This is a genomic window from Butyrivibrio fibrisolvens (assembly GCF_037113525.1).
Taxonomy (GTDB): Bacteria; Bacillota; Clostridia; order Lachnospirales; family Lachnospiraceae; genus Butyrivibrio; species Butyrivibrio fibrisolvens.
Window position 1 is genome coordinate 1,140,164 of sequence record NZ_CP146963.1, and the last position, 19,618, is coordinate 1,159,781.

General features: G+C 39.2%; 15 protein-coding genes. 12 read left to right on the forward strand and 3 right to left on the reverse strand.

Annotated features, from left to right (window positions below; translation table 11 throughout):
• Positions 1-360: 360 nt before the first annotated feature.
• The 4 genes from WAA20_RS04540 (at position 361) to WAA20_RS21035 (ending at position 5,305) form a co-directional block, all read left to right on the forward strand.
• Entirely contained in the window at positions 361-2,067 is a 1,707-nt protein-coding gene (locus WAA20_RS04540) for an extracellular solute-binding protein (RefSeq protein ID WP_073387397.1), read from the forward strand.
• A gap of 18 nt (positions 2,068-2,085) precedes the next feature.
• Complete coding sequence (locus tag WAA20_RS04545) at positions 2,086-3,642, forward strand: response regulator (RefSeq protein WP_073387396.1); 1,557 nt, start codon at positions 2,086-2,088, stop codon at positions 3,640-3,642.
• 77 nt (positions 3,643-3,719) lie between these two features.
• Complete coding sequence (locus WAA20_RS21030; RefSeq protein WP_330393626.1) at positions 3,720-4,715, forward strand: FAD-dependent oxidoreductase; 996 nt, start codon at positions 3,720-3,722, stop codon at positions 4,713-4,715.
• Complete coding sequence (locus tag WAA20_RS21035; protein WP_330393625.1) at positions 4,712-5,305, forward strand: hypothetical protein; 594 nt, start codon at positions 4,712-4,714, stop codon at positions 5,303-5,305. Before WAA20_RS21030 ends, WAA20_RS21035 begins: the two co-directional genes overlap by 4 nt.
• A 183-nt stretch (positions 5,306-5,488) precedes the next feature.
• Here the strand turns inward: WAA20_RS21035 and WAA20_RS04555 are convergent, their stop codons facing one another.
• Positions 5,489-7,057 carry a helicase HerA-like domain-containing protein gene (locus WAA20_RS04555; protein WP_073387394.1) on the reverse strand — a complete coding sequence of 523 codons (1,569 nt, stop codon included), beginning with the start codon at positions 7,055-7,057 and terminating at the stop codon, positions 5,489-5,491.
• A gap of 299 nt (positions 7,058-7,356) precedes the next feature.
• On the opposite strand from WAA20_RS04555, the gene WAA20_RS04560 reads away from it, so the two are divergent.
• Entirely contained in the window at positions 7,357-7,809 is a 453-nt protein-coding gene (locus WAA20_RS04560) for a GAF domain-containing protein (RefSeq protein WP_073387393.1), read from the forward strand.
• Between the two features lie 82 nt (positions 7,810-7,891).
• Here WAA20_RS04560 and WAA20_RS04565 read toward each other — a convergent pair whose 3' ends face one another.
• Positions 7,892-9,583 carry a diguanylate cyclase gene (locus tag WAA20_RS04565; protein WP_338802297.1) on the reverse strand — a complete coding sequence of 564 codons (1,692 nt, stop codon included), beginning with the start codon at positions 9,581-9,583 and terminating at the stop codon, positions 7,892-7,894.
• A 167-nt stretch (positions 9,584-9,750) separates the two neighbouring features.
• Here WAA20_RS04565 and WAA20_RS04570 point away from each other — a divergent pair, with 167 nt between their 5' ends.
• From WAA20_RS04570 to WAA20_RS04595, 6 genes are all read left to right on the forward strand, one after another.
• A complete protein-coding gene (locus WAA20_RS04570; RefSeq protein ID WP_338802298.1) occupies positions 9,751-10,953 on the forward strand; it encodes a nicotinate-nucleotide--dimethylbenzimidazole phosphoribosyltransferase in 1,203 nt (400 codons plus the stop codon).
• 88 nt (positions 10,954-11,041) lie between these two features.
• Positions 11,042-11,599, forward strand: coding sequence for a bifunctional adenosylcobinamide kinase/adenosylcobinamide-phosphate guanylyltransferase (locus WAA20_RS04575; protein ID WP_073387390.1), 558 nt, complete (start codon positions 11,042-11,044; stop codon positions 11,597-11,599).
• A gap of 67 nt (positions 11,600-11,666) precedes the next feature.
• Positions 11,667-12,065, forward strand: coding sequence for a bifunctional adenosylcobinamide kinase/adenosylcobinamide-phosphate guanylyltransferase (locus tag WAA20_RS04580; RefSeq protein ID WP_073387388.1), 399 nt, complete (start codon positions 11,667-11,669; stop codon positions 12,063-12,065).
• A gap of 70 nt (positions 12,066-12,135) precedes the next feature.
• A complete protein-coding gene (cbiB, locus tag WAA20_RS04585) occupies positions 12,136-13,245 on the forward strand; it encodes an adenosylcobinamide-phosphate synthase CbiB (RefSeq protein ID WP_073387386.1) in 1,110 nt (369 codons plus the stop codon).
• Positions 13,246-13,368: 123 nt separating this feature from the next.
• The gene (locus tag WAA20_RS04590) at positions 13,369-14,478 is read left to right on the forward strand and encodes a histidinol-phosphate transaminase (protein ID WP_073387385.1); all 1,110 of its coding nucleotides are present in this window, start codon (positions 13,369-13,371) and stop codon (positions 14,476-14,478) included.
• A 486-nt stretch (positions 14,479-14,964) separates the two neighbouring features.
• Positions 14,965-17,616, forward strand: a complete 2,652-nt coding sequence (locus WAA20_RS04595; RefSeq protein WP_073387383.1) for an FctA domain-containing protein — start codon at positions 14,965-14,967, stop codon at positions 17,614-17,616.
• Positions 17,617-17,842: 226 nt separating this feature from the next.
• Here WAA20_RS04595 and WAA20_RS04600 read toward each other — a convergent pair whose 3' ends face one another.
• Positions 17,843-18,079 (reverse strand): cysteine-rich small domain-containing protein, encoded by a 237-nt coding sequence (locus tag WAA20_RS04600; protein WP_073387381.1) that lies wholly within the window; start codon positions 18,077-18,079, stop codon positions 17,843-17,845.
• A gap of 287 nt (positions 18,080-18,366) precedes the next feature.
• Between WAA20_RS04600 and WAA20_RS04605 the strand changes: the two genes are divergently transcribed.
• Positions 18,367-19,575, forward strand: a complete 1,209-nt coding sequence (locus WAA20_RS04605) for a hypothetical protein (protein WP_073387380.1) — start codon at positions 18,367-18,369, stop codon at positions 19,573-19,575.
• Positions 19,576-19,618 lie beyond the last annotated feature (43 nt).

Below are 19,618 nucleotides of genomic sequence, written 5' to 3' on the forward strand. Positions count from 1 at the left end.
GGACGAAGGAATTTAGGACACTCCTACGGGAGTACGATCCTGTTAGACATGAGAGGTTAGCAGCCATAGGGAAGAATGGGACACAGATTCGCCTTCATAAAAAGGATGACGTTATCTTTCGTGCACCCTTCTGACTGGAAACACATATGCATTGTACCTGAAATGACATAGTTTTCGCCCATTATTTATTGCTTATCATTGTTTGTAACTTATTAACCAATTGCACAGAAGGCTTAAATGCTGGTTCTTTTGTGCAAAATATATAAGAAAGTATAGAGAGAATTAATCTGTTATGTCCACATAATAAAAGTTAAAATAAAAGAGCGTGATGTAATTCATAAAAGGGGACATGGGGACAAGATGAAGAAAAGATTGTTATCGACCTTGATACTGACATCCACTCTTTTTTTATTGTCAGGCTGCGCCGGAAGGAATAGTCAGAAGTATCCGGAAGAGTTAACGATTGACGTATTTGCAAGTGGAGCAAATAGTCAGGGAATTCAGTCAGGATGGTTTGCTGAGTGCGTTAAGGAAAGATTTAATATGAACCTTAACATCATCAGCGTTAATAATAACTATAACGGAGCAGTACTCCAGGATGTTCGCGCTGCATCAGGATATCTTGGCGATATAATCATGATCAGTGCTCAGAACAATTCTCTTAAGGACCTTGTTGATTCAGGACTTCTTTTGGACATGACTCCTTATATCCAAGATAAGGATATCATGAAATATTCTGATGCTATCTATAAACTCAACAGTGGCCTTGATGGTATATATGCAATCCCTTCAAGTATCTCTACTCTGCCGCCGGATACCCCTTCAGATATTATAAATTCAACCTATGCACCATATGTAAGATGGGATATCTATACACAGATAGGAAGTCCTAAGATGGATACCTTAGAGGATATGCTTGATGTCCTTGAAAAAATGCAGGAGGCGAATCCTTTAAGCGATTCGGGGCAGAAGGTATATGCATTTTCTTTTTTTGACGACTGGGACAACAATATGATGACATGGGCCAAGCAGCCATGCTGCTTCTACGGCTATGATGAGAATGGATTTGTGCTGGCCAAGGCTGATGGAAGCGATTATCAGTCGATTCTTGATGATAATTCTCTGTATTACAGAGCTCTTAAGCTATATTTTGAAGCCAATCAAAGAGGGCTTGTAGATCCTGATTCAAGAAATCAGTCATATAGTGAAGTGTTCAGTAAATATCAGGATGGAGCAGTCCTTTTCAGTCCATGGAGATTCCTTGGAATGTCTGCCTACAATACCGATGAACATATGCAGGAAGGCAAGGGTTTCATGATGGCAGATATAGGCGACATGCAGATCTATGAGCATGGATGTTCTCTGGACGGAGTTTATGACATAGTCATGTGCGTAGGCGCTGATGTCAAAGATCCTCAGAGAATGGTAGACTTTGTAGATTATATTTATTCAGATGATGGAGTATATGAAAATCAGGCAGCAGAAAACGGAGGAAGTGCAGGCCCTTATGGTATCACATGGACGATAACAGATGGAAAGCCTGAACTTACCGAGTATGGAATAGATGTTTTTTATGATCAAAGCAGTGCTGTTATTCCAGACGATCCTAATGGAAATACCTACAGGGGCGGAATATCAATGCTCAACTATACGGCAGTTTCACTTACTGAGATCGCAGATAACGGATACCCATATGCCTATGAACTTTGGGAAAGTGAGATGAACAGGACATCCACAAAGCTAATGCTGGATTGGAGCAATGCTATGGGTGCTGATAATACAATGGACTATCTGGTTTCTAATAATAAGCTCATTGTGTCTCCCGGATGTGAATATAATGAGAGCGTAGAAAGCGCTGAGATCAAGGAAATAAGAGAAGCAGTCAAGCGTATAATAATCTCTAAATCCTGGGAGATGATATATGCAAAAGATGAACAGGAATTTGAAGATATCTGGAATGACATGAAGAGTAAATGCCAGGGCCTTGGATATGCAGATGTGTATGCATTTGATCTTCAAAATGCGATGGCAGAAGGGGATTTGAAAAAAGAGATCCTTGGCAGATAAAAATGGAAAGAGTAGCCTATGAGGGATTCTAAGATTAGCGTGATGATAGCTGATGATGAAGAGAACATCAGAGCAGGTCTTAAATGCATAATGGATTGGGAAGACCTTGGCTTTAGCGTACTATACGAAGCAGAAAACGGCGAAGAAGCACTCGATATCATAAGTATGGATGCTCCAGAAGTCGTAGTAATGGACATAAATATGCCAAGGATTCAGGGAATTGAAGTTATAAAAAAGGCCAGAGAAGCTGGTTATATGGGCAAATTCATTATCCTGAGCGGGTATTCCGACTTTAAGTATGCCCAGTCTGCCATTAAGTACGGAGTTACTAATTATCTGACCAAACCCATTGATGAGGATGAACTTCAAAAGACTTTGGAAGATATCGGAAGAAGTCTTAGCCTTGAAAAAGCAAGAAAAGGACAGCTTCAGACCATAAGGACTAAAGCAAGGGATGCTGTTATCAAAGAGATGTTAAGATCAGGTAATCCCGGACTTAGCAAAGATGAACTTAAGGAAATGAAGCTATTATATGATAAGTATCAGGTCGTAGTATATGAGACCTATCATACAGACAGGAGTAAGCCCGAATATAAGCTGCCCGAGCTTCTGTCAGCCTTCATCGATGATGAAGATTATGAATCATGCATCTTGAATGAAAGAGGAGTGATACTTTTAAAAGGTAAGGCTGTTCTTTCAAAATTTGAAAAGTTCTTAGAACATTATGATAAAAGACTTATACAGGAAGATTCACCTCTGGATTCTACTTTCATTACCTACGGACGACCTGTGGAAAGACCTGAAGATGTGAGGATATCCTGTGATGAAGCTCAAAAGCTCTGTGACAGAAGGTTCTTTTGCGATATGGGAATTCACAAGATGGGTTATGAAAACCTTAAAGAGCCCGGAACCTATGACATAACCCTTTCTAAAGATATGCTCAGGGACTATACTCAAAAGACTATCGGATTCATGCAGGCAGGATCGATCGAAAGGGTTCTTGAAACTCTTAATGAGATGAAGAGTCTTCTTTGTGCCTGTAGCGAGAATTCTACAGCCATAAGGATCTACATGACAGATATGATATTGCAGATCAAGGCTCAGATATCAAGAACTTATCCGGATTCAGGAGATCTTTTTGTAGAGAATTCAGAGATAATAGACTTTTTGGAGACCAGATTCTATCTGTATGAGATCTTTGAATATATCCACAGAATAGCCCTTGTGATAGTACAGAAAGTCCGCAACAGACAGGGGGCTAAGAGCACTATGCAGGATGTACAGTCATATGTTGATCATAACTATTTCAGAAACCTGACCTTGGAAGAGGTTGCGCCTTTATTTGGCTATAATAGCGTATATTTTGGCAAGGTTTTCAGCAAAGAAGTAGGTGTGAACTTTAATACTTATGTAAATAAAAAGAGGATCGATGAAGCCAAAAAGCTTCTTGAAAGCGGCGATATCAAGATATATGACATTGCACAAAGAGTAGGATTTAGTGATGTAGACTACTTCAGCAGAAAGTTCAGATCCTTAGAAGGCATGAGCCCGGCGGATTACAGGAAGAAAAATTGATTACAAGTTTTCAAATCATGGTAAGTCTGCTATAATCATTTAGTTAGTTATGAGTGAAAATAATTAAGGAGTAATCCATGAGTAAGAAAGCGCTTGTGATTGGTGCGGGACCAGCAGGTCTTACCGCAGCATATGAATTATTAAAAAAAGGTCAGGAAATAGAAGTAGTCGTATTTGAAGAAACTGAGCAGTTCGGCGGTATCTCCAAGACGGTAAATTATAAAGGAAACCGCATGGATATGGGCGGACACCGCTTCTTTTCCAAGATACCTGAAGTCAATGCATGGTGGGATCAGATGCTTCCTATGCAGGGACATAAGTCATACGATGATATCGTTCTGAACAGAGAGATGCCTGTTCACGAGGGTGGCCCCGATCCTGAAAAAGAGGACCGCGTAATGCTTACACGTCACCGCGTATCACGTATCCTTTTTGATGATAAATTCTATGATTATCCGATTTCCTTAAAGCCTGAAACCTTTAAGAACTTCGGTCTTCTTACAACACTTAAGGTTGGATTCTCTTATCTGGGATCTGTATTCCACAAGCTCCCTGAAGATAATCTTGAGAACCTTTATATCAATTCATTCGGACGTAAGCTCTACAGCATGTTCTTTGAGTACTACACAGAGAACCTCTGGGGAAGACATCCTTCTGAAATTGATGCTTCCTGGGGCAAGCAGCGTACAAAGGGTCTTTCAATCTTTGGAATCATCAAGGATTACCTTGGCCGTGTATTTAAGGTTAAGAACCGTAAGGTCAACACTTCTCTTATTGAAGAGTTCAAATATCCTAAACTTGGTCCCGGACAGCTCTGGGATGTTACTGCTGATGAAGTAGAAAAGCTCGGCGGTAAGATCATCAAGAACGCTAAGGTTACTAAAGTTCACAAGGATGAAAACGGAGTTCTTACATCACTTACATATGTTGATACTAAGGACGGCTCTGAGCATGAAGTTAATGGTGACTACTTCATCTCTTCAATGCCACTTAGAGACCTTGTAGGCGGTATGACGACGTACCTGAGAACGAAGCAAGAATCGCTAAGGGACTTCCATATCGTGACTACATGACACTTGGTGTACTTGTACCAAAGCTTAAACTCAAGAACCTTACAGATATCAAGACTATTCAGAATATCGTTCCTGACTGCTGGGTATATGTACAGGATCGTAAGGTTAAGCTTGGACGTTTCCAGATCTACAATAACTGGTCACCATATATGATCAAGGATCTCGAGCATACTGTTTGGGTAGGTCTTGAGTACTTTGTTAACGAAGGTGATGAGTACTGGACAATGACTGAAGATGAGTTTGCAAAGCTTGGTATCGAAGAGATGGTTAAGATCGGACTTATCGACAGCGCTGATGAAGTTCTTGATTATCATATGGAAAAAGTTAAGAAGGCATACCCTGCTTACTTCGATACATATGATGAGATCGATACACTTGTTGATTACCTTAAGACAATTGACAACCTCTACTGCGTAGGTAGAAATGGTCAGCACAGATACAACAACATCGACCACTCTATGGTTACATCTTTCGAAGCAGTTAAGTGCATCGTAACCGGCGAGAAGAACAAAGATAAGATCTGGTCTGTAAATACAGAGCAGGAATATCATGAGACTGATGAAGTTAAAGAAGAAGCTGAAGTAGACTAAGAATATTGAAGATAAGTATTTGGGGAGTAGACCGTAAGGCCTACTCTCTTTTTGGTGGAACTACAGGAAGTAGTTCGTACATGTTCAGAAATGCATGGATGCATTTCTATGTACTTAGTAGATAATCTTGGATTGATGTATTAAAAAAGCTGCTACACAATTGAATGTAGCAGCTTTCTATCATTACAATTTAAACAGTGTGCTGAGGATTCCACGTCCAAGGCTTGCACCAACGTTACCGCCAAGTGTCTTACCAAACTTACCAAAAGATCCGCCAACTGTCTTACCAACTTCACGTCCAACAGTTCCTGCAACTGAATTACCTACAGATTTAGCAACTCTCTTTTTCTGAGCTTCAGCAGCCTTTTCAGCCTTCTCTTTTTCTTTTGCAGCAAGGGCGTCAGCCTTAGCCTTATCCTTGGCAGCCTGAGCATCGGCAGCAGCTTTTTCTTTGGCAGCCTGCTCTTCAAGACCTTTTCTTTCAAGGAATTCATAAGCAGAATCTGGATCGTATGCTTTTTCATATTTGGTATACAGTATAGCACCCTTTATAGCATTATCTCTTTCCATATCATCGATGCTACCAAGAGCACTTCTTGGAGGAAGGATAGTTGCGATGTTAGCAATTGAAGGAGTTCCGTCCTCCTGAAGCATAGACACAACAGCTTCGCCAGTTCCAAGCTGCATGATGGCATCATAGGTTGAGAATTCAGGATTAGCTCTGAATGAATCGGCAGCAGCCTTTACAGCCTTCTGCTCTGCAGGAGAGTATGCATGTAGAGCATGCTGAATCTTATTACCAAGCTGAGCCAGAACGCCGTCCGGAACATCTCGAGGGTTCTGTGTTACGAAGTAGATACCAACACCCTTGGAACGGATAAGCTTAACTACCTGCTCGATCTTATCAAGAAGCGCCTTTGAAGTGCCATCAAAAAGAAGATGAGCTTCATCAAAGAAGAATACGAACTTAGGCTTATCAAGATCTCCAACTTCAGGGAGATTCTCGAAGAGCTCTGATAACAGCCACAGAAGGAACATAGAATAAAGAGTTCCATTCTGCATAAGGCTTCTTGAATCCAAAATGTGAATATTGCCCTTGCCTTCAGGACTTACTGAGAAGAAATCCAGAATATTAAGAGCTGTCTCACCAAAGAATGTCTCGCCACCTGCCATCTCAAGAGCTACAACAGCACGCTGGATTGCCCCTATTGACTGAGGAGACATCTTGCCATACTGGGCTGCAAACTCTTTATTATTATCAGAAATGTAGTTAAGAAGCGCTTTAAGGTCTTTAGTATCTACAAGAAGCAGGTCGTTATCATCTGCAATCTTGAATGCTATTGTAAGAATGTCGCTCTGAAGGTCATTAAGATCCAGAATACGTGAAAGAAGAAGCGGTCCCATCTCAGAGATAGTAGTCCTGAGCGGAATACCATTTTTTCCATATATATCCCAGAATATTGCAGGATACTTCTGATAGCTATAGCCCTCCATATTGATTCCAAGCTTGGAAGCTCTTTCTTCCATACCAGAGCCTTCCTTGATCATTCCTGCAAGATCACCCTTAACATCTGCAAGAAATACAGGTACTCCCAGGTCAGAAAAAGATTCTGCAAGAACCTTCAAAGAGACTGTCTTACCACTTCCCGTTGCACCTGCTATAAGACCGTGGCGGTTAGCTTTGCTTGGAAGAAGGAAGATATCTTCGCCATTAGCTGTTTTACCAACGAGAATTTTACTGTCTTTGATCATTTTGAATGCCCCCTATTAATGATATATGAAAGTATATAGATCTTTTAGATTCGCTAAACATATAACGATAGAATCATATGAGGTAGGTGTCAAAAGTTCCTTTTGACCCTTACGTCATCATATATTGATGTTAGCACAAAATGGGAGGGTTTTACAGAAAAATAAGTGATGGCACATGCAAATAAAAAGTTATAATTTTTTAATAATTTTGCATGCCGAGAATACTACCTTTATACCATGGAAACATGGTATATTTTTCTACAGAAATAATTCGTAAGAAATCCTTGGAGGATAATTTAATGAAGACAGATTATAAACTTATGACAGCTCAATTAAGAAGCCTTATGGAGGATGAGAAGAACTTTTTGCCGGTTCTTTCTAATGCATCAGCAATCCTTAATGATACACTTGAAGACATTAATTGGGCAGGTTTTTATATTGTAGATAACGGAAGCCTTCTTCTTGGGCCTTTCCAGGGACATGTTGCCTGCATTAGAATACAGTCAGGCAAGGGCGTATGCGGAACTGCCTATGCAACTGATACAACACAGCTTATAGAAGACGTACACAAGTTCCCCGGACATATTGCCTGCGATAGTGCATCTAATTCAGAAATCGTAGTTCCTATTCATTCAAATGGCAAGATTGTTGCAGTAATGGATATCGACAGTCCCTCACTTGGAAGATTCACAGAGGAAGATAAAAAAGGTCTGGAAGAATTTGCCAAGGCGATTGAAGAAGCTGAATTTTAAAGGGTATCCATATGAACCAATCTGAAATAATGAAAAAGTGATAAAATATAAATGCAATTACACGCTCTTATTGCCTTTCTATTCATCGCGGAGTAGTGCCGACTTCCTCATGATCTTTCTTTTTGCAGTTGTACATTTCGTTGTCGGCGCGTGAGAATACATTGATATAATGCGGATCTTTTTCAGGGTTATAAACAGCGATACCATAAGCTATGGAGACCGCTTCATAGATATGTGTAGCTGACTGCTTATTGTGCTGTATGCTTTCACTGAGCTCCTTTTCAAGCTCAGCCCTATTTTCATAGTCCTTGCCCGTAAGTATTGCCACGAACTCATCGCCGCCGATACGGAAAACAGGGCTGTGTTCAAAGACTTCACATATTATCTTACAACAAGTCTTTATGGCTATATCACCAGCTTCATGACCATATTTATCGTTTATGCTCTTTAAGAAGTTAAGGTCGAACATTGCAACACCAAATTGGAACTCCGGCTCTGTTTCTATTTTGTGCTGGATGGTATCAACGGCAAGCGTATATGCAGCCTTATTCTTAACATGAGTTAGATCATCTTTATAGATAAGATCTTCCATGTTCTTAGTAAACTTACTCAGGTTATCTGCTGATAGGCGCAAAGTATTTGACAAGATCTCTATCTCTTTTATATTACTGTCAGGAAGAGTGATATTAAAATCGCCACTACCTATCTTTTTGGCAGCAGAAGTGAGCACCTTGATAGGTCTTGAAAGGAAGCGGGCAGTTACGATAGAAAATGCTATAAAAACTATACCAATAACACAGGAAAGGACTAGAAGAAAGGCTAAAGTATCATACCTGTCGGAATATGCATCATCAGAATCCACATATACTACGAGCTTCATACCATTTCGCAGCGTAACAAAAGACATGAATTCTTCGTTGTTATCCAGACTATGTGTCCTGATTGCATGAGTACTTGAATCATATAAACGCATATCAAAAGTAGGATGAACGTTTGCTGGAAGAGTCTCTATGTAATAGGAATCATTTTCTGCAACAGCATGATAATGACTCTTCCAATCATCACTTGAAAGATAAGCTGATCCTCCTATAGCAGTAGTGATCTCATCCACATCATTTAGTATGGAATTAAAGTCGATATCAATACCAACAATGCAGATAAACTCATTATTATAAATTACAGGTACTACATAAGAGATCATGAGAGTACCAAGATTCTGGTTGTAATATGGAGGAATCCACACGGCTTCCCCGGCTTCTTTTGGAATATAATACCAGCCTACATGCTCGATATCATCAGGTTCATAGAGTAATATATCTGTAAGAGGGACTTTTTTCAGATCTTCATTCTCATTTCTAAAATATAAAAATCCATCTTCTTTGCCCTCAAGATAGTCAGGTCCAAAAAACAGATAGCAGGAAAGTGCATATTCTATGCCTTGAACAGGAGCAACAAAAGCCGCCTCGGAGCTATCTATTATATATTCTCTAATAGCATCATCTTTAAGATCGTCAGAACCTGTTATCTGATCCTGGATATAAGAAGAGATATATGTAGCAACATTTTCAGCATGAAACATGATCTGGTTTATTCTAAGTCCCTGATTTTCAGCGATAAGATTCATGTTTTCTGCTATATTGCTATCGATAAGGGAACTTATTTTCCAGTAAGAAAAAGAAGATGCGATAATAGTAATAAGCACGACAAATACCAGAGTTACCGAAGTAATTCTGGTGGTGATGGAAACCTGTCTGTTTTTTAGATTATCTTTCAATTTTCTAATCATTTTTTCAGACACCGTTTCTAAGCAATAAAGCGCTTCGCTGATATATATCGGCATATTTTAGGAAAATAATAATCGGATATATGAAGTTTGGAATTGTATTATAATAATATGGCGTAAGGATTGCTTTAGTTTAGAAGAATCCTGACTATCCGGTCATGATCAGGAGCCGGAAGATAATAAAAGATAAGGATCGTATACCGGATATGGATAAAGAATTTTCAAAGAAAGATCTAAATGATTTTCTTGAAAAAATGAATAATATGATGTCAAAACCAGACGCTAAAGCTATGGACGAAGCAAGGAAACACCTTGATGCCATAGCAAAACCCCTGGACGGCCTTGGCAAATTTGAACATATCCTTGTGAAAGTAGCCGGAATAACCGGAAGTCCAAGGATTGACCTTTCATCAAAAAAGGTTCTTGTTCTTTGCAGTGACAACGGCATAGTGGAAGAGGGAATAAGCCAGTCCGGGCAGGATGTTACAAAGGCTGTTGCCATAAGCCTTTCTAAAGGAAATTCAAGTGTATGCCGCATGGCAGGGGCTGTAGGGGCAAGCGTTACACCTGTTGATATGGGAATTGCCTGCGATGAAACACCTGACGGCGTGGTGTCTAAGGTTATGGCTGACGATCTTACAGAAGAAGTTTTTTCAAAGGATATAGATGATAAACTTATTTTAACGTATTCAAGGCGCGGCTCCAGGAACTTCATGAAAGAGCCTGCAATGACAGATACAGAAGTCATACATGCCATTAATATAGGCCGCCTTTTGGTCAAAGAAGAAGTAAGTAAAGGCACAAAGCTCATAGCAACAGGCGAGATGGGCATTGGAAATACCACAACTTCAAGCGCTGTAGCAGCAATGCTCCTTGGAAAAAGGGCAGAAGAGACTGCAGGAAGAGGTGCGGGCCTTGATAATGCAGGCCTTGTTCACAAGATAGAAATTATTAATGCAGCTATAGATAAGTATAAAGGTGAATCTGATGCTCCTTTCAAAGCTCTGGCCACATTCGGCGGCTACGACATAGCCGGAATGGCAGGAATATTCCTTGGCGGAGCCATATATAGGGTGCCGGTAGTAATAGATGGTCTTATTTCTGCAACAGCTGCACTTGTGGCTGAATGTCTTTTTCCGGGAGTACGTGACTTTATGATCCCAAGCCATATAGGAAAAGAACCTGCGATGAAAGAGATACTTAAGAAGCTGGCTCTAGATCCTGTGATCTGCGCAGACCTTGCCCTTGGCGAAGGGACAGGCGCTGTTATGCTGTTCCCGCTTCTTGATCAGGTGCTTGCAGTATATAATGGTAATACAACTTTTGATGATATTTCTGTTGGGCAGTATCACAGATTTTGAGATAATAGAAACTGTTTTCGAATATTGTATTTGGAAATAGAGAAATTGATAATAAAACATAATGTTAAGACATTCATGAGGAAATGAAATGGTAGCTCTCATTACGGGCGGCAATGACAACGGCAAATCTGAATACGCAGAAGATCTTGTACTAAAACTTAGTCCTTTCGGCGAATCAGGAGGCTATACAAGGTTATACCTTGCAACTATGAGTGCCAGAGATGACGAAAGCCTTAAACGTATAGAAAAGCATATCCTTAGAAGAAAGGATATGGAGTATATTACGATCGAGAAAAGCTGCGATGTAGGAACGATCGACATTGAAAGTTATAAAGAAAGTGATAATAAAGCAGTTTTACTTGTAGAAGATATCCCTAATCTTCTTGCAGGTGAGATGTTTCAGGGGACCGATTTTATTCCTGATGTTTCGGATAAGATTATTGATGATATAAAAAAGTTAGTATCAGTATGTGAGCATACAGTCATAGTAACTAATGAAGTATTTTCAGATGGTATAACCTATGATGAATATACGACTACCTATCTTCGAGAGTTTGGAAGGATAAATCAGGCTATTGCCGGGATGGCGGATAAGGTGGTTGAGCTTGTATGCGGTATACCCTTGATCGTAAAGGGAACAGAATAAAATATCTTAGATGAGAACAGGATGGTCTAAGCTTTGAAATCATCTCTCATTTTGGAAGGAAGAGTTCATGGAATTATATGTAGGCGGCGCCTTTCAGGGCAAAAAAGCATATGTAGATAACGAATATTCAGATAAAAATTTAAAGTGGTTTGACGGTAAAGACTGCGTTGAAAAAGACTGTGATTACAGAACGATTGCAGATTTTGAAGCAGTATGTAACTACCACGAAGTTATTAGAAAAGAGCTTTTGGATGGTGTGACCCCTGAAGATGAATTAAAACGTCTTTTGGACCTGAATAAGGATCTGATCATAGTGTGCGACGAGGTTGGCTGCGGTGTTATTCCCATTTCCAAAGAAGACAGAATGTACCGCGAAGCTGTAGGAAGATGCATGTGCATAGCAGCTTCCAAAGCTGACAAAGTCACAAGGATCATATGTGGAATAGGTCAGAAAATAAAAGGCTGAAGCTTATGGTATCAGTAAGGTATTCGCGAAGCCTTAAATAAACAGATTTTGTAAACAATAGGAATTCTAAATGGATATATCATCTTTTATACTTCTCAATTCAATATGCATACTAATTGGAATGCTGCTTGACCTTCTGATAGGAGATCCGATCGGCTTTCCACATGTAGTAATCATGATCGGTAAGCTTATATCTTTTTTGGAAAAAAGATTGTATAAGAATACAGATAGTGATGAGCAAAAAGAAAAAAGCGGAAGTCTTATTGCCTTCCTCGTTCCCTCTATAACGATCGTGCTGATCGGAATAATACTTGTTATAGCATTTAAGATTCACCCTGTAGCTTATGTGCTTATCGAAAGCTTTCTTTGCTGGCAGGCGGTTGCTGCAAGGGACCTTGCATACGAAAGCATGCGTGTCTATAAAGCACTCAAAGGAGAAAAGATAACACTGCCCGATTTTGAAAATGGCGGTAAGATCACTATAGATGCTGCTTTGGATGATATAAAAGTAGCAGAAGACGATAATGATACAGCAAAAGAAAAAACAGCCAGTCAAAAAAAGCTGGAAAATGGCAGACGTGCAGTATCACTTATAGTCGGAAGAGATACACAGGCTCTTGACGAAACAGGCGTAACCAAGGCAGCAGTAGAAACAGTTGCCGAGAATACATCAGATGGAATAATAGCTCCGCTTTTTTATATGTTCATAGGCGGAGGCGCACTTGCAGTAATGTATAAAGCTGTAAATACCCTTGACTCAATGCTTGGATACAAAAACGAAAAGTACATGCATTTCGGAAGCGGTTCAGCAATTCAGGATGATTACTGGAATTTTATTCCTTCAAGGCTTTCCGCACTTCTTATATGTGCGGCAGCTGCCATACTCAAAATGGATCATAAAAATGCCTTCAGGATCTGGAAAAGGGACAGATTTAAGCACGAAAGCCCCAATTCTGCCCAGACAGAAAGCGCATGTGCAGGGGCTCTTAACATACAGCTTGCGGGTGATGCCTCATACTTTGGACATATAAAGCATAAAGAAACGATAGGAGATCCTATACGCCCTGTTGAAAAAGAAGATATTCCACGTGCCTGCAAACTAATGTATGCTTCAACTGTATTGATGATTCTGATTGGATTAATAATTCGATTATTAGTATATATAGTATATAATAATTGATTTTAAACATTATAAGTTAGATATACCTTGTATTCCCGGCTTAGAAATGTATTCACATATTTCTAAAACTATACTAGATACTTCCTTGTATCTGATTAGTTATTATATGAAATGAGGACATAGATGATTTACGAACATGGTGGAGATATATACAACAATGACATAAAGCTGGATTTCTCAGTAAATCTTAATGCATTTGGAATGCCGGACAGTGTCAGAAAAGTTATTACAGATAATCTGGACATAGCTCAAAACTATCCGGATCCTGAATGTACAGATCTTAGAAATGCCATAACTGCATGGGAAGAAGCTCGCACTGGTGCAAAGCTCCTTCCCGAGCAGATAATATGCGGTAACGGGGCGTCTGAAGTTATTAACGCTGTGATCCAGGCTTCATGGCCGCGTACGGCTATTATCCAGTCTCCCGGTTTTTATGGATATGAAAGGTCGCTGGAAGCGGCAGATTGCCGTATCTATAGAGGTGACTGCATGTCAGTAATGCCCGGAGTCAAGCTTCGAAGTGACAGAGAAGGAATCTATTTTATGCCTACTGAGAAGATGGCAGATCAGATCCAGAATGAAAGACCTGACATGGTGATATTGTGTAATCCTTCTAATCCTGTTGGTTCCTGCATTAGAGAAGATATACTAAAAAAAATACTTGTAGCCGCAAGAGAAGTTAAGGCAAGGATAATAATAGACGAATGCTTCCTGCCCTTTTGCTCTGACTTTGCAGGAAGAAGTGCTGTAAGGTTTTTGAATGAATTCCCTAATATGATGATCATAAGGGCTTTTACCAAGCTCTATGCCATGCCCGGTATAAGACTTGGCTACGCCATAAGCGGAGCAAGACTTTGGGGCTCCCAGACCCTTAAACTTCTTCCGGAATGGAATGTGGGAACGCTTTCTCAGGCAGCAGGAATCGCAGCTTTGGAAGATGAGGAGTATCTTGAAAAGTCTTTGCCATATATCATGGAGCAGAAAGAAAAGCTGATGCAGCAGCTCCTTTTCCTTGGTATGGATGTGGTTCCCGGAAAGGCCAATTTCCTCATGTTCAGAAGTTCTCATCAGATTAACCTTAAGGATGCTTTGCTTGAAGAAGGGATACTAATTAGAGAGTGTAACAATTATCCGGGACTTCCTCATACAGGATTCTACCGCATATGTGTCAGAAGAGAAGAAGACAACCAAAAACTCCTTGATGCCTTGCAAAAGATCCTGTTCAAGGATTGAAATTCCTGACTGGGCACGATAAAGTGATAATTTATTCAAAAAGTTCACCTGAAAATATTTGATTTTTGTTAGAGAGTCTACGCTGCAGTCGTAGACTCATTTTTTGTGTTTTTTAAAAAACGATTTATACGCAATATAAGTTAAATTCAAATGATAAAAAATGCATAATCGCCAAGATACAGACTATTAGTGGTTTTGAACAATCACGAGCTTCTGAATGTAGCACAAATACTGTTTCTGGGTGTCACTTGTTTTATTTTTTATGACAAATTAGCTATATTTCGAGCAATGTCATTTGATTTTTGCAGCAATTATGCTATATTTAAAATGTGATTGTTACTTATAGGATTTTGTGATTAAAATCTGAAGGGAATACCCACTAAACAAAAAAATAAAAGACCCTGGCGCAGGGAAAATTGAATTTCTGAATAGAAGTTCTTATTTGTGTTACGGTTTTTTAAGAAAAAGGGTACGGAGGGGAATTGTATGAAAAGTCGACTCGTAAAACATTTATGCTCAGGTGCAATAGCGGCTACTGTTCTTTTCCAGATAATGGGAAGAACCGGGATTACCACTTATGCAGAGATGGGAGAAGATCAGCAGGTTGCTGAAGCCATTGATGAAAATGGAGAAAATGATACGGATAGCGACAACAATGGTGATGACATTGCGAGTAATGACGAACATGGTAATGACAACTTGGGGGATGACAACAATGGCAACGAAGAAGGCAATGATGAAAACAATGATACCGACGATGGCGGTATAGATGAAGGCGAAACTGATGACGCAGATATTTCTGAAACAGAAGATGATACTGACGTTGAAGATGAGCTTGATACTGAAGAAACAGATGATGAAGAAAATGTAACTGATCCTTCGGAAGATGACGCTGAAGAATCAGAAGCAGATACAATTACGATCTTCTATATGGCCGGTGAAGGCGGAACGCTTGAAAACCTTCCTGCCGGAGAGAATGTATTAACAGAAGTAGTAATTTTACCTGAAGATGAAGAATTAGCTGCTGATGAGCAGGCAGACGAAGAGTCTCTTTCTGGTGATGATACTCAGGAAGATGAAGCACAGCCTGAAGAATCTGTAGACGAAGATGTTGATATAGTTGGAGCAACAGCAGCTTCTTTAGAAGATTATGAGTTCGTTAACTGGACTCTTGAACTTGATGACAGCATTGTATCTACAAGCGAGACACTACTGCCTTCTATTGAAGATTTAAAGGCCCTTCCTGAAGGAACAGAGCAGGTGACATTTGTCGCAAATTTTGAAGAGGCAGAATCTGAATATAAGGCTGCTGAGTTTATACCAACAGTTCACATGTCACTGGCAGGAAGAGAACTTGTAAGTGGAGAGTTTGAGTTCCTCATGGTTGCTACAGATATCGATGGCAACGAATTGGCTGGCGGATATTCTAAGAAAGCTTATAACGATGCATCAGGAAATGTAGAATTCCCTGTTATTTCCTACGATGAGCCAGGAACATATTATTACAGGATCACACAGATCAATGATGGCAAGGCAGGAGTAACATATGACAGCACATATTATTCTTTGAGAGTATATGTAAGTATGGATTCAGAAGATGAAACTGTTTTAAAAGCTAACGCAGCATATTTTAAAAATTCAAATGCTGTTCCGATCAGTGTAAGAATGTATGACTATGATGAAACACCTATCAATGATGGTCATTCTCTTAAATTCTCTGATGGTGGTAATAAAAAATTCAAGCCATTCAACTATTATGTTGGAAAACAGAAGGGTGTTTACCAGGGAATAGTTGCAACAACTCTTGGAGAAGATGGATATCCATATCTTAATTCATCTACTACAAGTAGCAGCGAAAGCCTTTCATATCTTTTCAATGCTAATACAAATGGTGTTGTAAGCTCTAATGAAAATGCAGTTCTGTATCATGCAGACGGTAACGGAACATATTTATATTCAAGCAACAGCTTCTATCCATTTGGTGCAAAGGATTATCTGTTTGGCGTAATGACACAGACAGCATTTACGATCCCTGAAGATGGTATTGCTAATGGCAAGGATATGACATATACATTCTCGGGCGATGATGATGTATGGGTATATGTTGATGGTAAGCTTGTAATCGACCTTGGTGGTATCCATGATGCTTATGGAGCTCAGGTTAACTTCAATACAGGAGCTATAACATATTTCAATCCATCAGCAGGCGGCGATGCTCCTTCCAATTCATACATCAGTAACCTTAGCGAAGTATTCCCGGGTGGCTGGAAAGATGGAAAGATTCACGAGATCAAGATCTTCTACTTTGAGCGTGGTAAGTATCTTTCAAATTACACATCAGTATTTAATTTTGATCTTGTAGCTATTTTCGCTAACACATATGTAGAAACTCAAAAAGAGATAGTTCCTGTAAAGACAACTATCACAGGAGATAAGAAACTTACAGGTCGCGATCTTGCAGAAGGCGAGTTTACATTCCTTCTTTACGAAACAGGTTCTGACTTTGTAGTATCAGATACAGATGCTCCTTTATATACTGCAGTTAATAAGGCAGATGGAAGCTTTGCATTTGATGAGATCGAATACAAAGAAGCAGGCGATCATTATTATGTGGTTAAAGAACAGATCCCTGAAGGGGCTGTTTTAAATGAAGATGGATCCTACACTTATAATGATGTGACTTACGATGCATCACAGATAAATGTTACTGTAACAGTTACAGCCAATACAGATGGAGAGCTTTCACTTCAGATGACAACATCTTCAGCTGTTGCGTTTACTAATACATACAAGACTCCTGACGTACCTGTTACACCACCTTCAGATCCTCCTGTAACACCTGAGGATCCTCAGACTCCATCTACACCATCAACTCCATCAGAAACACCTTCTCAGACACCTACCCAGGTTGGCGCACCTCCTATTGCTATGACTGATGAAGGAACTGAAGTGGAAGAGCCTGAAGTACTTGGTGAGACACGTCTGGCTGTAACAGATGAAAGCAGTGTTCTTGGCGAGTCAAGAAATCATAATACAGGTGATGATTTTAATATAACAAAGAATATTATCATCATCTTAGCTGCATCAGCTGCAATCAGCTTACTGGTATTTGTAAGCAAAAAGCGCCGTGCAAACTAACAAAAACGGCACTTGATCAAAAACATATAAATAAAACAAAGAATATATAACATAAAAGTGTTATATCAAAAGAAAATAGTATAAAAATAACGCCTATCTTAAAGCTGGTACAGACTTGATCTGATCACAGCATGCAAGATAGGCGTTTTTTATCTATATCATAAGTATGATTCGCAAATCTATTATATAGATTTCTTATATATCTTTTTTATAGATAATCTAAATCTTATGGAATAAGCCTCTTTAGTATCTCTCCATAATTATCCGCTTCATGTGGGAAGGTACAGTCTATACAGCTTTTTATTGTTTTATCTCCCTTTTCAATATACTTTGGATTCCCAGGACATTCATCTTTAAAATATAAAGGACAATAGCAAAAGAGGCAGTTGATATGCTCTAAACCCTTGTGACAAGGATAATATTTGCAGTCTCTGTTTTCAAAATACTTAAAGGAATTCTCCATTTGATCCTCCATTTTGACTCCCTATTCATACAAAAAATATACATTATAATCTGAAAAGGCGCGTAAATACTTGCTTTCTTCAATTATAGCACAGTGTTTTGGACTATGGTTTATAAGACAAAAAAGTACATTTTTTGCATTTCGTCGTATAAAAAATGCTTTTTGTCGGATTATGAAACTAATTTTTGTGCAAGTGATAATGTAATATATGTCAGGAGGACATAAGCCACTGACAAACACTAACAACGAACTTTAAATTGCAAATAAGAATATGAGAGGAAAAGACAATGAGAAGAAAAATCGCAACTATGTTAATAGCAGGAACATGTACAGCATCAATGGTATTTGGATGCTTGGGAACAACTTCATTTGCTAAAGGTGGTTCCTCAAATAATAATTCACAGTCATCCAAAGACGATCAGAAGGACAATTCAAAGAAAAAGAAAAAAGACGATCAGGATGACAATTCAAAAAACAAATCTAAAAAGGATTATGGCGATGCAGAAGATGTTCTGGATGATGCACTTGATACAATATACGATTCATCTTGTATCGGTCTTTCAGGATCTTGCACAGTAACATATGAGAGTGGAGATGAAGCAGTACTTCCATCATACATCCTTGCATCTGATAATATCTACATGGAGATCCTTACATACGAAGATGATATTGATGAAGCAGCATACCTTATAGTTACATATCCTGAAAAGAAGAGCTGGACACAGTACGTTATTCCTGCTGGAGGATCCAAAGATGATATTCAGGTAGATACATATGATTTTGGAGATCTTGAAGAGTCAGGTTATTCAATCGCAATTGGAACCCTTACATATTATTCATCTGCTGAGTGGGAAAAGGGTAACGAAGGAAAAACAATCGAAGCTGAAATGGAAGATTATGATGCAAGCTATACAGCTGACATTGATAAGAATTCCCGAATAGAGAGATTTGAGACATCTTTCGGAAGCGAATATGAGATGTACTATGATGATGAGATCTCATTTATGACTAACGAGTTCGTTGAACTTCTTTCTGAGATGGAGCCAGATGAAGAAGGTTATATTGAATCATTCAGAGAAGGAATCGAAGATGATGATACAACTTCTTCAAATAGCGCAGATGTAGATGTTGATGCTGAAGTTCTTGATTATTATATTGATAAGCCTATCTACTGGTTTGATGATGTAATCAACATGCTTGATGAGGATGATTGGAGCTATGAGTCAGCTTATGAAGCACTTGAAACACTTGATGATGCTATAGACAATGAACTTAGCTACTTTGATAGTGATGCACTTGGAAAATTCTCTACAGGTTATGATGACAATTGCTATACAAAGGTAAAGAAGGGTAAGACATCATCTTACATTCTCCTCTTCTATGTACCTGAAGCAGATTGCTACGCACAGGTTGAAGTATATGTAAAGAATACTTCTAAGAGCGAACAGTATGCAGTTGACTGCACAATCACAGGATATTCTATCTGTGAAGAATAATTGATAAGGTATTATGTGGCTGATGTAAACTACTTAAAGATTT

Bases quoted from the DNA above. Each gene is read 5' to 3' on its own strand.
- WAA20_RS04540 (WP_073387397.1), top strand. From the start codon at position 361: ATGAAGAAAAGATTGTTATCGACCTTGATACTGACATCCACTCTTTTT.
- WAA20_RS04545 (WP_073387396.1), top strand. From the start codon at position 2,086: ATGAGGGATTCTAAGATTAGCGTGATGATAGCTGATGATGAAGAGAAC.
- WAA20_RS21030 (WP_330393626.1), top strand. From the start codon at position 3,720: ATGAGTAAGAAAGCGCTTGTGATTGGTGCGGGACCAGCAGGTCTTACC.
- WAA20_RS21035 (WP_330393625.1), top strand. From the start codon at position 4,712: ATGACACTTGGTGTACTTGTACCAAAGCTTAAACTCAAGAACCTTACA.
- WAA20_RS04555 (WP_073387394.1), bottom strand. From the start codon at position 7,057: ATGATCAAAGACAGTAAAATTCTCGTTGGTAAAACAGCTAATGGCGAA.
- WAA20_RS04560 (WP_073387393.1), top strand. From the start codon at position 7,357: ATGAAGACAGATTATAAACTTATGACAGCTCAATTAAGAAGCCTTATG.
- WAA20_RS04570 (WP_338802298.1), top strand. From the start codon at position 9,751: ATGATCAGGAGCCGGAAGATAATAAAAGATAAGGATCGTATACCGGAT.
- WAA20_RS04575 (WP_073387390.1), top strand. From the start codon at position 11,042: ATGGTAGCTCTCATTACGGGCGGCAATGACAACGGCAAATCTGAATAC.
- WAA20_RS04580 (WP_073387388.1), top strand. From the start codon at position 11,667: ATGGAATTATATGTAGGCGGCGCCTTTCAGGGCAAAAAAGCATATGTA.
- cbiB (WP_073387386.1), top strand. From the start codon at position 12,136: ATGGATATATCATCTTTTATACTTCTCAATTCAATATGCATACTAATT.
- WAA20_RS04590 (WP_073387385.1), top strand. From the start codon at position 13,369: ATGATTTACGAACATGGTGGAGATATATACAACAATGACATAAAGCTG.
- WAA20_RS04595 (WP_073387383.1), top strand. From the start codon at position 14,965: ATGAAAAGTCGACTCGTAAAACATTTATGCTCAGGTGCAATAGCGGCT.
- WAA20_RS04600 (WP_073387381.1), bottom strand. From the start codon at position 18,079: ATGGAGAATTCCTTTAAGTATTTTGAAAACAGAGACTGCAAATATTAT.
- WAA20_RS04605 (WP_073387380.1), top strand. From the start codon at position 18,367: ATGAGAAGAAAAATCGCAACTATGTTAATAGCAGGAACATGTACAGCA.